This window comes from Streptomyces sp. WAC 06738 (assembly GCF_003945505.1).
In the GTDB taxonomy this organism is placed as follows: domain Bacteria; phylum Actinomycetota; class Actinomycetes; order Streptomycetales; family Streptomycetaceae; genus Streptomyces.
Genome location: NZ_CP029618.1, coordinates 6,807,085 through 6,821,254, shown reverse-complemented (window position 1 = coordinate 6,821,254; position 14,170 = coordinate 6,807,085). Strand labels below are relative to the sequence as shown.

Genomic DNA, 14,170 nt, shown 5'->3' with positions numbered 1-14,170 from the left:
CAGGCACCACTCGGCACCACCCGGCACCACCCTCACTGCACGACCGCAGGACGACCTTCGGAACAGGCCGCCACGGTCACCGCCCGGAAGCCACCCGGGCCGGTGCCGGGAGCCGTTCCACCGTCCGCAAGAACCGCACCGGCGACGGCCACGTGTTCAACCTCGATTGGATGCATCTCGAGTGACAACGGCACAGGACGACATCAAGGCGCCCGCCGCCGTCCCGACCGCTCCCGAGCGGACGGGGCGGCGCGGAGCGCGCTTCGGCAACCAGCTCGCCGCCTTCGGCTCCGCCGTGTGGCGGCCCCTCATCGTGCTCGCCGTGATCGGCCTCGTCTGGTGGTTCGTCACCGCGCGGGAGATGGTCGAGCGCTACCTCGTCCCCACCCCCGGCTCGGTCTTCGAGGTCATGTGGGAAGACCGCTCGATGCTGGCGGAGCACACCTACGTGACGCTGTACGAGACGGTCATCGGCTTCCTGCTGGCGGCGCTCATCGGCATCGCCTCGGCCGTGCTCATCGTCTACTCCAAGACCGCCGAGCGCTCCCTCTACCCGATCATCCTCTTCGCCCAGGTCATCCCGAAGATCGCCATCGCGCCGATCCTCATCGTGTGGTTCGGGACCGGGCTCTCCCCGAAGATCATCCTGGCGGTGCTCATCGCCTTCTTCCCCGTCGTCGTCTCCGGCGTCGCCGGGCTGCGCGACACCGACCCGGAACTGCTGGACCTCTCCGCGACGATGGGCGCCAGCCGGTGGAGCGTCTTCGTCAAGGTGCGCTTCCCCGGTGCGCTGCCGCAGCTCATGGCGGGGCTGAAGGTCGCGGTGACCCTCGCCGTGGTCGGCGCCGTCGTCGGCGAGTTCGTCGGCGCCAGCGAAGGGCTCGGCTACATCCTGCTGCTCGCCAGCGGCAACCTGAACTCCGCGCTGCTCTTCGCGGACCTGATCCTCATGTCGGCGATCGGCGTGGTGCTCTTCGTCGTCATCGAGGTGGCCGAGTCCCTCCTCATCCCGTGGCACGCCAGCCGCCGCGAGGGCTCCAGCGTGACCATGGCGACGACCTGAGCGGGGCCCTGCCCGCCCGTGCGCGTCCATGGCACCGCAGCCCGTATCCCGCAGTAGGACCACCCAGGAAGGCAACGACATGAAACGCACCGCGGCGACACTCACCCTGCTGAGCGCGCTGCTCGCCGCCGCCGGCTGCGCCCCCGACACGTCGGACGACGACGGCGGCGACTCAGGCGGCGACGGCAACGGCAAGAAGGTCACGCTGACGCTCAACTGGGTGCCGTACGGGGAGCACGCCGCCTTCTACTACGGCGTGGAGAAGGGCTTCTACGCCGACGAGGGCATCGACCTGGAGATCAAGCCCGGCAACGGCTCCGCGGCCACCATCCAGCAGGTCGCGCAGAACAAGACCGACTTCGGCTGGGCCGACACCCCGCCGCTGATGGCCGGCATCGGCGAGGGCATGGGGGTCAAGAGCCTCGGGGTCTACCTCCAGAAGGGCCCCTCCTCCGTGCAGTTCGTCTCCGACGAGAACATCAAGGAGCCGGCCGACCTGGAGGGCAAGACCGTCGCGGGCACGCCGGGCGACGCGATGTACGCCACCTTCCCCGGCTGGCTGGAGGCCAACGACGTCGACCCGTCGAAGGTCAAGGTCGTCAACGTCCAGCCCGCGGACAAGATCTCGCAGCTCGCCGCCGGCAAGGTCGACGCCATCATGGGCTTCTTCCACGACCAGGGCCCGACGATCGAGAACACCACCGGCGAGACCGTCGACTACATCCTCTTCTCCGACTTCGGCATGAACGTCCTCGGCACCGGCATCGTCGCCTCCGACAAGATGCTGGCCGACGACCCCGAGCTGGCCAAGGCGTTCGTCCGGGCCACGACGAAGTCCTGGCAGGAGGTCGAGGCCAACCAGGAAGAGGCCGTGAAGATCATGTCCGAGGCCGCGACCGAGCCGCCGCCGGACAACGTGCTCGCCAACCAGCTCAAGGACACCCTGCCGCTGCTGCAGGGCGACGGCGGCGGTATCGGCGTCAACTCCGAGGAGTCGTGGCAGGAGACTATCGACCTGCTGTCGGACGGCGGGATGCTGAAGGAGGCCAAGAAGCCCGCCGACTACTGGGACGCGTCGTACGCCGCTAAGGGGTGAGCAGTGCCGCAGCTCGAAGAGAAGAAGACCGCCGCGACCGACGCGGCGGCGTCCGCAAGCATCGACATCCGCGAGGTGACGTGCACCTTCACGACGAAGCGCAGTCGCACCACGGCGGTCGACGGGGTCTCGATGCGGATCGAGCCCGGTGAGTTCGTCTCCATCCTCGGCCCTTCGGGCTGCGGCAAGTCGACCCTGCTGAAGATGATCGCCGGCCTGGTGCTGCCGACGACGGGCCAGGTCAGCCTCCTGGGCCGGCAGGTGACCGGACCGCAGCGCAACATCGGCTTCGCCTTCCAGCGGGCCGCGCTGCTGCAGTGGCGCGGGGCGCGGAAGAACATCCTGCTCCAGGCCGAGATGCGCGGCATGGACAAGCAGACCGCGGCCCGCCGGGCCGACGAGCTCATCGAGCTGACGGGCCTGAAGGGCTTCGAGGAGGCCCTGCCGCACGAGCTGTCCGGCGGCATGCAGCAGCGCGTCGCCCTGTGCCGCGCGCTGCTGCACGAGCCGCCGGTGCTGCTGCTCGACGAGCCGTTCGGCGCGCTGGACGCGCTGACGCGGGAGCACCTGAACGTCGAGCTGAACCGCATCTGGCGGGAGACGGGCACGACCATCGTGCTGGTCACCCACTCCATCTCGGAGGCCGTCTACCTCGGCACCCGGGTCGAGGTGATGAGCGCCCGCCCGGGCCGGATCATCGAGACCATGCCGGTGGACCTGCCGCCGGCCCGGGACTACGGGAAGGTGATGTCGGCGCCGGAGTTCGAGACCCTGGCGGCCCGCATCCGCGGCCTCCTGGGCGGCGCCCACTAGGCCACCACCGGTACGCCGCCGCCCGGGGCCCGCGCATCACGGAGCCCCGGGCGGCGGCGTATGCGCGCCCGCGGCAGATTTAACAAACGCTTCATATTGTTTCGGAATTACGTCGGCAATTCCGTTTCCGGGCAAGGGAATTGCGCGCGCGACCGGATCTCTGCGATCGTGCGTGCATGCCCACCGACCAGCGCTTCTTCGCCCGCCACCACGTGGACTTGGTGCGCGTGGCGAGCGCGCTGTGTCCCCGCGGCCGTCCGTAGACGGCCGCACCCGGGTGTACGCCGCGGGTGCTCGATCCCGAACGGGCCCTTTCCGCCCGCTCACTCAGCCCGCCCCCGTACGAACCCCGGAACGAGGTCTCCATGTCCACCCCGCCGACGCTCTCCCCCGCCCCGCCCGCCGTCGCGCCCGGCGCACCCGCCGCCCCGGCGCCCGCCGTGCTCGCCGAGCTGGTCCGCGCCTTCGCCGGCCGGCCCGACCGCTGGCGTGCCGCGGTCCGCTTCGACGCCGCGGCCCGCTTCCACACCCGGCTGGAGGTGACCGGCGGCCACGAGGTCTGGCTGCTCACCTGGCTGCCGGGGCAGGGCACCGAGATCCACGACCACGGCGGCGCCGCGGGCGCGTTCACGGTCGTCTCCGGGGTGCTCACCGAGCGCAGCTTCCCCGCACCGCCGGCCGCGCCGCGGGCGCGGGAGCTGGCCGTGGGCGGGCTGCGCTCGTTCGGGCCGCGGTACGTCCACGAGGTGGTCAACGACGGGACGGCACCGGCCGTCAGCATCCACGCCTACGCGCCGGCGCTGTCGGCGATGTCCTACTACGCCGAGCTGCCCGGCGGCGGCCTGCGCCCGGTCCGTACCGACCCGGTGACCGACTGATGGCCGCCGGGACCCCGGGGATCGACGCCGCGCTCGCCGCCGTACGCGCCACGCTGGACCGCCTCACCCCCCGGCAGGCGTACGCCGCCCTCACCGAAGGCGCCGTCCTCGTGGACACCCGGCCCGAGTTCCAGCGGCGCGCCTCCGGCACCGTGCCGGGGGCCCTGCTGGTGGAGCGCAACCACCTGGAGTGGCGCTGCGATCCGGCCAGCGGCGCTTCGGTGGCCGAGGCCACCGGCACGGGGGTGCACTGGATCGTCATGTGTGACGAGGGATACGCCTCGTCGCTGGCCGCCGCCTCGCTCAGGTCCCTCGGACTGACCCGGGCGACCGATCTGATCGGCGGCTTCCAGGCGTGGCGGGCGGCCGGGCTGCCGGTCACGCTCCCGTAACGCCTCACCTGCACAAAGGCGTGCAAAGGCGTACGAAACCCCGGCCCGTATGCCGGGCGATTCGTCCACGCCTCAAGAACCCCCTTGACCGAGCTGCCCCGATGGGCTTATCCCTACTAAGTCAATAGGGATACTCGGAAAGACGATGTTGAATCCCGGATCACCCCGAGAGGATGACCCTCCCGTGTCTGCACCACGCCGCCGCCGCGCGGCCATACGCCTGCTCGCCGGTACCGCCGCCCTTCCCCTGCTCGCCCTGACCGCCTGCGGTTACGGCTCCGACAACGACGACAAGGGCGACGACGCGGCCCCCGCCGCCCAGGGCGAGAAGATCGGCGGTCTCGACGAGATCAACATCGGCTTCTTCGGCAACGTGACCCACGCGACCCCCCTGGTCGGCCTCGGCGACGACGGCCTGATCACCAAGGAGCTGGGCGGCACCGCCGTCAAGCCGCAGATATTCAACGCAGGACCGTCCGCCATCGAGGCGCTCAACGCCGGCTCCGTCGACATGACCTGGATCGGCCCCTCCCCCGCCATCAACGGCTACACCCAGGCGGACGGCCGCAACCTGCGCATCGTCGCGGGCGCCACCTCCGGCGGCGCCTCGCTGGTCGTCAACCCCGACAAGATCAAGACCCTGGACGACCTGGAGGGCAAGCGGATCGCCACGCCGCAGATCGGCAACACCCAGGACGTGGCCCTCCTCAACTACCTCGCCGGCGAGGGCCTGGAGGTCGACCCGGAGTCCGGCAAGGGCGACGTGCTCGTCATCCGCCAGGACAACAAGGAGATCCCGACCACCTTCCAGCAGGGCGGCCTCGACGGCGCCTGGGTGCCGGAGCCCACCGCCTCCAACCTGGTCGCCAAGGGCGGCGAGGTGCTGCTGAACGAGAAGGAGCTGTGGGACGACGGCAAGTTCGTCACCACCCACCTGATCGTCTCGCAGACGTTCCTCAAGGACCACCCCGACGTGGTCGAGGCCGTCGTGCGCGGTTCGGTGAAGACCAACGCCTGGATCAAGGACAACCCGGACGAGGCCAAGACCCTGGTCAACGAGGGGATCGAGGAGTACTCGGGCAAGCCGCTGCCCGACGACGTGCTCGACCGCGCCTTCGGCGACATCGAGGTCACCGACGACCCGCTCGCCTCCACCCTCGGCGACCAGGCCGACCACAGCGTGAAGTCGGGCCTCCTCGACGAGGCGAAGACCGACGGCATCTACGACCTGTCCATCCTCAACAAGGTGCTCAAGAGCGAGGGCCGGCCCGCCGTCGACGACGCCGGCCTCGGCGTCGAGTAGCTCTGCCCGCCTCACCTCCGGGAGGTGCAAGAGATGTCCACCGCCATCACCGACGACGCCCCGGCCGGCTCCGCGCAGGCCGGGGACGGGCCCGCGGCCCGCATCACGCACGTGTCCAAGACGTTCGGGCGACCGGGGGCTCAGCTCCTGGTGCTCGACGACGTCACCGTCGACGTCGCGCCGGGCGAGTTCGTCACGCTGCTCGGCGCGTCCGGATGCGGCAAGTCCACCCTGCTCAACCTGGTCGCCGGCCTGGACGCGCCGACCGCCGGGACCATCGAGATACCCGGCGGCCAGCGCCCGGCGCTGATGTTCCAGGAGCACGCCCTCTTCCCGTGGCTGACCGCGGGCAAGAACGTCGAGCTGGCGCTGAAGATGCGCGGGCTCGGCAAGGCCGAGCGCCGCACCGAGGCGGAGCGCCTGCTCGAACTCGTCCGGCTGGGCGGAGCGTACGGCAAGCGGGTGCACGAGCTGTCCGGCGGCATGCGCCAGCGCGTCGCGCTGGCCCGCTCGCTCGCGCAGGACAGCAAGCTGCTGCTGATGGACGAGCCGTTCGCCGCGCTCGACGCCATCACCCGCGACGTCCTGCACGACGAGCTGACCCGCATCTGGGCGGAGACGAAGGTCTCCGTGCTCTTCGTCACCCACAACGTGCGCGAGGCCGTCAAGCTCGCCGAGCGCGTGATCCTCATGTCCTCCCGCCCCGGGCGCATCGCCCGGGAGTGGACCATCGACATCCCGCAGCCGCGCCGGATCGAGGACACCGAGGTGGCCAACCTCTCGCTGGAGATCACGGAAGAGCTGCGAGAGGAGATCCGCCGCCATGGCAAGCACTGACACCACCGGCAGCACCGGCACCTCCGGCGCGAAGTCCGGGGCGAAGGCCGGTGAGGACTCCGCCGCCCGCCTCGCCGGGCTCGAAGCGGGCCTCGACGCCCTCGACACCAGGACCGCTTCGCGGACCCCGCTGCGCCAGGTACTGCTGCAGAAGGTGCTGCCGCCGATCATCGCGGTCGCCCTCGTCGTGGCCGTCTGGCAGTTGCTGTACGTCCTGGAGGTCAAGCCCGACTACCAGCTTCCGGGCCCCGGCCAGGTCTGGGACGCGCTCGCCGACCAGTGGTACGAGGGCACGCTCTTCGACGTCATCTGGACGAGCCTCTCCCGCGGCGTGCTCGGCTTCCTCATCGCCATCGCCATCGGCACCCCGCTCGGCCTGATCGTCGCCAAGGTGCCGTTCGTCCGCGCCGCGATCGGCCCGATCCTCACCGGGCTGCAGTCGCTGCCGTCGGTGGCCTGGGTGCCGGCCGCGATCATCTGGTTCGGCCTCACCCCGTCGATGATCTACGCGGTGGTGCTGCTCGGCGCCGTCCCGTCGATCGCCAACGGGCTGGTCGCCGGCATCGGCCAGATCCCGCCGCTGTATCTCCGCGCCGGCCAGGTCATCGGCGCCACCGGGCTGCACGGCGTACGGCACGTGCTGCTGCCGGCGGCGCTGCCCGGCTATCTGGCCGGGCTCAAGCAGGGCTGGGCGTTCTCCTGGCGGTCGCTGATGGCCGCCGAGATCATCGCCACCTCCCCCGATCTCGGGGTGGGCCTGGGTCAGTTGCTGGAGACCGGCCGCGGCTACCAGGACATGGCGATCGTGCTCAACGCGATCCTGCTCATCCTCATCGTCGGCGTCGCCATCGAGCTGCTGGTCTTCGGCCCGCTGGAGCGCCGGGTGCTGCGCAACAGGGGGCTGCTCGTGGCGCGCTGACCGCTAGGCCCCCTGAGAACCCGCCGGGGGCCGTTCCGGGCCTGAACTCCGGGCCCGGAACGGCCCCCGGCGTGATGCGTGTAAGGGACATGACTCCTCCGAGGTGGGGTTATCCCCCCTTCTTTCGGTGGAGCTGAGCACCATCGGGTTCACCAGCCAGCACGATGGGGTCCGTACCCGGCCTTCTCTAGCGTCGTATCGGCAGGTGGGGGCAGTGTGCCGCCGCCGCGCACGAGGGAGAGGGACGATGGGGGCACCGAGGGCGCCGAGGCACACGAAGCGGCGCCAGGGCGTCGCCGCGGCCGTCGGCGGCTGGAGCGTCACCCACCGCTGGGCCGCGGTGGGGATCTGGGTGTTGTTCGTGGTGCTGGCGACGGTCGCCGGCTCCGCGGCGGGGCGGGCGGAGGTCAGCGACAGCGAGGAGGTCCCGGGCGAGACCGGGCGGTCCGCGAAGATCCTGGAAGACGCGGGCGTGGACGAGCCGGTCGGGGAGAGCGTGCTCGTCCAGTCGCGGCAGGGCGGGCCGAAGGCGTCGGCGAGCGAGTTCCGCACCGCCGTCGAGGACGTCGTACGGGCCGTCGAGGGCACCGGCGAGGTGACGGACGTCGTCTCGCCGTACGAGAGCGACACGATCTCCGCGGACGGGCGTTCGGCGCTGGTCCAGTTCCGGATGAAGGGCGACCCGGAGACCGCGGCGGACCGGGTGGAGCCGGTGACCGACGCGGTCGCGGAGGTCCAGGACGCGCACGGGCCGCGGGGCCTGCTGATCGAGGAGATCGGCGGCGCCAGCATGGAGAAGACCTTCGACGACGCCTTCGGCGAGGACTTCAAGAAGGCGGAGTACTCGGCGGTGCCGATCGCGTTCGGCATCCTGCTCATCGTCTTCGGCGCCTTCGTGGCCGCGCTGCTGCCGATGATCCTGGCGATCACCGCGATCGTGGCCACGATGGGCCTGATGGGCGTGGTCAGCCACGTGCAGCCGATGAGCGACGTCGCCGACTCGGTGATGCTGCTGGTGGGGCTCGCCGTCGGCGTCGACTACTGCCTCTTCTACCTGCGCCGCGAGCGCGAGGAGCGGGCCAAGGGCCGGGACGCGCGGACCGCGCTGGAGATCGCCGCCGCCACCTCCGGGCGTGCGGTGCTGGTCTCCGGCATCACGGTCATCGTCGCGATGTGCGGCATGCTCTTCACCGGCCTCGCCGACTTCGCGGCGATGGGCGTCGCCTCGCTGATGGTGGTCGCGGTGGCCATGGTCGGCTCGGTGACCGTGCTGCCGGCGATGCTGTCGCTGCTCGGCGAGCGGGTCGAGAAGGGCCGGGTGCCGTTCCTGGCACGGCTCAAGCGCGGCAGGACCAACGCCGGCGGCGAGAGCCGGGTGTGGCGGGCCGTGCTGACGCGCGTGCTGCGCCGGCCGAAGGCCGCGGTGATCGTGGCCACCGGCGCGCTCGCGGCGATCGCCCTGCCGGCGGTGGGCATGAACACCGCGAACCTCACGCTGGACCAGGAGTTCGGCGACTCGCTGCCGATCGTGCGGACCTACGACCGGATCAACGAGGCGTTCCCCGGCGGCTCCGACCCCGCCGAGGTGGTCGTCAAGGCCGACGACATCAACGCGCCCGAGGTCCGCGAGGCCATCGTCGACTTCGAGGAGCAGGCGCTGGACACGGGCGCGTCCAAGGGCCCGATCGACATCCAGGTCTACGACGAGAAGAACGTCGCCATCATCGAGGTGCCCCTCGTCGGCGGCTCCGACCAGGACAAGGCGGAGAAGAGCCTCGCGCTGCTGCGCGACGAGATCCGGCCGGTGACGCTGGAGGCGGTGGACGGCGTGGAGGCGCCGGTCGGCGGCCAGGTCGCGGGGAGCAAGGACTTCAACGACCAGCTTGTCGGCGCGGTGGTGCCGGTCTTCCTCTTCGTGGTGGCCTTCGCCTTCCTGCTGATGCTGATGGCCTTCAGGTCGCTGACGATCGCCGTCACCTCGATCCTGCTCAACCTGCTGTCGGTGGGCGCCGCGTACGGCGTGCTGACGATGGTCTTCCAGCACGGCTGGGGCGCGGGCCTGGTCGGCGCCGAGGGCGTCGGGGCGATCGTCGCCTGGCTGCCGCTCTTCCTCTTCGTCATCCTCTTCGGGCTGAGCATGGACTACCACGTGTTCGTGGTCTCGCGGATCAAGGAGGCGCGGGCGCAGGGGCGGAGCACCGCGGACGCCATCTCGCACGGGGTGATCACCACCGCGGGCGTGGTGACCAGCGCGGCCGTCATCATGGTCGCGGTGTTCTCGATCTTCGGCACGCTGTCGATGCAGTCCATGAAGCAGATGGGCGTCGGCCTGGCGACCGCCGTGCTGATCGACGCGACGATCATCCGCGGCGTGCTGCTGCCCGCGGTGATGGCGCTGCTCGGCGAGCGCAACTGGTACTTCCCGAAGGCGCTGCGCCGGCTGCCCGACCTGGAGCACGCCGAGCCGCAGCCGGTACCGATGGGTAGCGTTCCGCCGCCGGTTCCCGCAGACTCTCCGTTGGCCGAAGGGAGCCGCCGATGAACCTGCCGTTCGGCAACTACCAGAACGAGATCTATCTGAACGGGCTGGCGGACGAGCTGCCGCCGTTCACCACCGACCTCACCGCGCTGGAGCAGTCCGCACGCGAGCGGCTGGCGGACGGTCCGTTCTGGTACGTCGCGGGCGCGGCCGGCTCGGGCGCCACCGCCCGGGCCAACCGGTCGGCGTTCGACCGGGTCCGCCTCGTTCCGCGCATGCTGACCGGCGCCACCGAGCGGAGCCCGGCCACCACCGTGCTGGGCACCGCGCTCCCCGCGCCCGTACTGCTGGCGCCCGTCGGGGTGCAGTCGATCGTGCACCCCGACGGCGAACTGGCCACGGCCCGTGCCGCCGCCGCCCTCGGCATCCCGATGGTGATGTCCACGGCCTCCTCGTACACCATCGAGGAGGTCGCGGAGGCGAGCGGCGCGGGCCCGCGCTGGTACCAGCTCTACTGGCCGAACGACGACGAGGTGTGCGCGAGCATCCTGGCGCGCGCCCGCGCCGCGGGCTTCACCGCGCTCGTCGTCACCCTCGACACCTGGACGCTGGCCTGGCGCCCGCGCGATCTCGACGCCGCCTACCTGCCGTTCATCCGCGGCGTCGGCACCGCCGTCGCCTTCTCCGACCCGGCGTTCCGCGCGGGGCTCGAGAAGCCGCCGGAGGAGGACCTGGGCGCGGCGGTGCTGCGCTGGGTGCCGATGTTCACCGGGAGGGACCGGACGTGGGACCGGCTGCCCTTCCTGCGGGAGCACTGGGACGGGCCGATCCTGCTGAAGGGCGTCCAGCACCCGGACGACGCCCGCCGGGCCGCGGACGCGGGCATGGACGGCGTCGTCGTCTCCAACCACGGCGGCCGGCAGGTCGACGGCGCGGTCGCGTCGCTCGACGTGCTGCCGGAGGTCGCCGCGGCGGTCGGCGACCGGGTCGAGGTGCTCTTCGACTCGGGCGTACGGACCGGGGCCGACGTGCTCAAGGCCCTGGCGCTGGGCGCGCGTGCGGTGCTCTACGGCAGGCCGTACGCGTACGGCCTCGCGCACGGCGGCGAGGCGGGCGTCACGCACGTGCTGCGCAGCTTCCTCGCCGACCTCGACCTCACCCTGGGGCTGTCCGGTCACCGCTCGGTGCGGGAGCTGGGCCCCGGCGACGTGCGGTGGCTTCCGGGCTGATGGCCCGCAGCGCGTAGCCCACGGCGGTGGCGGCGACGTAGCTGAGGACGGCGTACACGGCGCCCGGCATGGCCATCGCGGTGCTGTCCAGCAGGGTGGGGCTGATCGCGATGGTCATGGCCAGGCCCACGTTGTGCATGCCGATCTCGAAGCAGCACGCCACGGCCTGCGGGTGCGCGGCGCGCACCAGCCGGGTGGCGCCGTAGCCGACGGCCAGCGAGACCAGCGTGAAGAGGAACGTGATCGGCCCGAGGTCCACGAACGAGTCGGTGATGCGGTCCCGTTCCGCCCAGGCCACGCCGACGATCACCAGGAAGAGACCGAAGAGCGACGCCACCCGCACCGGCCGGTCGATGCGCTCCCTCACCCGCGGGGCGCGGGTCCTGGTGAGCATGCCGAGCCCGACGGGGATCAGCACGATCGCGAAGACCTGGAGGATCTTGTCGTAGTTGAGTCCGAGGGAGTCGCGGCCGACGTCGAAGTACTCCAGCGAGAAGTTGACGATCAGCGGCAGGGAGAAGAGCGAGAGCGCCGAATTGACGGCGGTGAGCGTGATGTTGAGGGCCACGTCGCCGCCGAAGAGCCGGCTGTAGTAGTTGGCGACGGCCCCGCCGGGTGACGCGGCGAGCAGCATCATCCCCACCGCGTACGCGGGCGCCAGGTCGAAGGCCAGCACCAGCCCGAAGCAGGCGGCGGGCAGGAGCAGGACCTGGCAGAGCAGCGCGACGGCGACGGCCCGGGGGTGGTGCTTCACCCGCCGGAAGTCGGCGAGCGTGAGGCCCAGCCCGAGGCCGTACATGATGACGGCGAGGACGACGGGCATCATGACGGTCGTTACCGGGGAGTTCACGCGCACCAGCCTGCCGGGGCGCGCGGCGCGCTGTCCATGCCGGAGAGGTCTCGTTAATTCGATGGCGCCTCCGCTTGCGCCCGGCCCAGGATGGCGCATGCTCACGACACTCCTCGCCTTCCTGGGGGCCTGCTCGCTGATCGCCGCGACGCCGGGACCCAGCACGGTCCTGATCATCCGCAACTCGATGCACAGCCGCCGCGCCGGGATGATGACCGTCCTGGGCAACGAGACGGGGGTCTTCCTCTGGGGCACGGTCGCCGCGTTCGGGCTCACCGCGCTGCTGGCTGCCTCGCAGATGGCGTACGACGTGATGCGCTGGGTCGGCGCGGCGGTGCTGATCTGGTTCGGGGTGCAGGCGCTGCGCGCTGCGCGGCGGGGGACGGTGGCGGAGTTCGCGGACCGGGCGGGGCCCGAGGTCACGTCGTGGCGGGCGTACCGCTCGGGGCTGCTGCTGAACCTGGCGAATCCGAAGGTGGGCATCTTCGCGATGTCGTTCCTGCCGCAGTTCGTGCCCGCGTCGGCGCCGCAGTTGGCGACGACGGTCGCGTTCGCGGCGCTCTGGGCGGTGTACGAGGTCGGCTGGTACGCGGTGTACGTGTGGTTCGTGGGGCGGCTGAAGGGGCTGCTGTCGCGGGCGGGCGTGCGCAAGCGGCTGGAGCAGGTGTCCGGCACGGTGCTGGTGGCGCTGGGGATCCGGCTGGCCGTGGAGCACTGAGCGGCGCGCGGGGGCGCGTGGGCGGGCGGGCGCACGGGTGCGCGGGAGGCGTACGGGACGGAACGCGACCCTGACCGGAACGTGACGCGCCCGTGCGCCGGAGGCCGCAGACTGGTCCGCCATGTACGTGCGCTCAGGCGGCGCCATCGCCGCATCGGGACGGATACTCGCGGCCGTCGTGCTCCCGGCCGCCCTGCTGGCGGCGGGCTGCGGAGGCGGGGACGGGGAGGAGGACGAGGCGGCCGCCTGCACGTTCGCCTCCGAGCGGGACGGCGGCGCCTCCGGCCGGGCCGGCGGTCCTGCTCACCGGGACGACGTGGACGGCGACGGGCACGCCGACGTCGTGGCCAACGGCTGGTACAAGGTCCCGGCGAAGCCGGGCGCGGAGTGGCGGAACAACCGCTTCGTGCTCCGCGCCGCGGCCGGGGGCCCGGACCCGTCGGCCGCCTTCCCGCTCACCGGCTGCTACCCGCCGCACGGCCCGCAGTCGCAGTATCCCGTGGGCCACGACTTCTCCGTCCAGCTCACCGGGGACCTCGACGACGACGGGTACGCCGACGTCCTCGTCCGCGGGGTACGGGGCCCGGACGGCTCCCAGTCCCGCCGGCAGCGCATCCTCTGGGGCGGCCCCGACGGCCCGGTGGCCGCCACCGACCTCCCCCGGGACGCCGACCCGGCCGCCGCCGTGGGCGACTTCGACGGCGACGGCACCCTCGACCTGCTCACGCTCGCCGTCTCGGGGGGCGAGTACGACATGCGCGCCCAGCCCGCCACCGTGCTGCGCGGCCCCCTCGACCGCGCCGGCGGGAAGCCGCGCGGTGAGACGGGGACCGACGTGGGCTTCGGCGGCTGGGCGTCCGTCACCGACGTGGCCGTCGGCGACTTCGACGGCGACGGCCGCGACGACCTGGTCACCAAGGCCACGTACGACGAGGAGGACGTGCGCTTCGAGGAGGACATGCCGGAAGAGGTCGTCGACGCCGCGCTCTACCGGGGCACGCCGGAAGGGCTGCGGCTCGCCGGCGCCGTGCCGGGCGTCACCTCCGGGTCGCGCGACGGAGCAACTCCCCTCGTGGCCGGCGACTTCGACGGCGACGGGACGGACGACCTCGTCGCCCGGGGGTGGCTCGGGGACGCCGTCGTCGTCTACGGCAGCCCGGAGGGTCCGGGGGGCGGCCGCAGGGCCGTCGAGCTGGGCCGGCGGGTCGGCCTGGCCGGCGTCGCCGGCGACGTGAACGGCGACGGAACGGACGACCTCGCCACGTCCTACTCCCCGAGCGGCGGCGAGGGCGAGGTCGCGGTGGTCCTGGGCGGCCCCGGCGGTCTCGCCGTGGCCGGCACGCAGGTCGTCGTGCCACAGGACGTGGGGGCGGAGCCGGGGCTGCGCCGGAACGCGGACCACCTCTTCGGCTGGCAGCTCCACCTCGCCGACCTCGACACGGACGGGGACGACGACCTGGTCGTCGGCACGTTCCGCGCGGGCGACCCGCCGGGGAAGTCCGGCTACTGGATCTTTCAGGGCACGCCGGAGGGCACGTCCGTGGCGGACCGCGAGTTCGTCACGACCGAGGACGCCGGATAGCCCGTATCCGG

At 71.9% G+C, this 14,170-nt stretch carries 13 protein-coding genes; 12 read left to right on the top strand and 1 reads right to left on the bottom strand.

What is annotated here, in order from left to right:
* Positions 1-181 precede the first annotated feature (181 nt).
* From DMB38_RS29775 to DMB38_RS29730, 10 genes are all read left to right on the top strand, one after another.
* Entirely contained in the window at positions 182-1,063 is an 882-nt protein-coding gene (locus DMB38_RS29775; RefSeq protein WP_047018695.1) for an ABC transporter permease, read from the top strand.
* 79 nt (positions 1,064-1,142) lie between these two features.
* Positions 1,143-2,159, top strand: a complete 1,017-nt coding sequence (locus tag DMB38_RS29770; protein ID WP_125937734.1) for an ABC transporter substrate-binding protein — start codon at positions 1,143-1,145, stop codon at positions 2,157-2,159.
* A 3-nt stretch (positions 2,160-2,162) separates the two neighbouring features.
* Entirely contained in the window at positions 2,163-2,972 is an 810-nt protein-coding gene (locus DMB38_RS29765; protein WP_047018693.1) for an ABC transporter ATP-binding protein, read from the top strand.
* A gap of 365 nt (positions 2,973-3,337) precedes the next feature.
* The gene (locus DMB38_RS29760; RefSeq protein ID WP_125937733.1) at positions 3,338-3,850 is read left to right on the top strand and encodes a cysteine dioxygenase family protein; all 513 of its coding nucleotides are present in this window, start codon (positions 3,338-3,340) and stop codon (positions 3,848-3,850) included.
* Positions 3,850-4,242 (top strand): rhodanese-like domain-containing protein, encoded by a 393-nt coding sequence (locus DMB38_RS29755; protein WP_125937732.1) that lies wholly within the window; start codon positions 3,850-3,852, stop codon positions 4,240-4,242. Before DMB38_RS29760 ends, DMB38_RS29755 begins: the two co-directional genes overlap by 1 nt.
* Positions 4,243-4,426: 184 nt before the next feature.
* A complete protein-coding gene (locus DMB38_RS29750; RefSeq protein WP_125937731.1) occupies positions 4,427-5,545 on the top strand; it encodes an ABC transporter substrate-binding protein in 1,119 nt (372 codons plus the stop codon).
* Between the two features lie 33 nt (positions 5,546-5,578).
* Positions 5,579-6,382, top strand: coding sequence for an ABC transporter ATP-binding protein (locus tag DMB38_RS29745; protein ID WP_125937730.1), 804 nt, complete (start codon positions 5,579-5,581; stop codon positions 6,380-6,382).
* Complete coding sequence (locus DMB38_RS29740) at positions 6,369-7,301, top strand: ABC transporter permease (protein WP_125937729.1); 933 nt, start codon at positions 6,369-6,371, stop codon at positions 7,299-7,301. Before DMB38_RS29745 ends, DMB38_RS29740 begins: the two co-directional genes overlap by 14 nt.
* A 247-nt stretch (positions 7,302-7,548) precedes the next feature.
* Positions 7,549-9,843: an MMPL family transporter gene (locus DMB38_RS29735; RefSeq protein ID WP_125937728.1), complete on the top strand. Its 2,295-nt coding sequence runs from the start codon at positions 7,549-7,551 to the stop codon at positions 9,841-9,843.
* On the top strand, positions 9,840-11,009 hold the full coding sequence (locus DMB38_RS29730; protein WP_125937727.1) for an alpha-hydroxy-acid oxidizing protein: 1,170 nt from the start codon (positions 9,840-9,842) through the stop codon (positions 11,007-11,009). The genes DMB38_RS29735 and DMB38_RS29730 overlap by 4 nt, the downstream gene beginning before the upstream one ends.
* On the opposite strand, the gene DMB38_RS29725 is transcribed toward DMB38_RS29730, so the two are convergent.
* Complete coding sequence (locus tag DMB38_RS29725) at positions 10,936-11,859, bottom strand: bile acid:sodium symporter family protein (protein ID WP_240662540.1); 924 nt, start codon at positions 11,857-11,859, stop codon at positions 10,936-10,938. The genes DMB38_RS29730 and DMB38_RS29725 overlap by 74 nt on opposite strands.
* Before the next feature lie 97 nt (positions 11,860-11,956).
* Between DMB38_RS29725 and DMB38_RS29720 the strand changes: the two genes are divergently transcribed.
* Positions 11,957-12,577, top strand: coding sequence for a LysE family translocator (locus DMB38_RS29720; protein ID WP_125937726.1), 621 nt, complete (start codon positions 11,957-11,959; stop codon positions 12,575-12,577).
* Between the two features lie 121 nt (positions 12,578-12,698).
* Complete coding sequence (locus DMB38_RS29715) at positions 12,699-14,159, top strand: VCBS repeat-containing protein (protein WP_125937725.1); 1,461 nt, start codon at positions 12,699-12,701, stop codon at positions 14,157-14,159.
* The last annotated feature ends 11 nt before the right edge of the window (positions 14,160-14,170 follow it).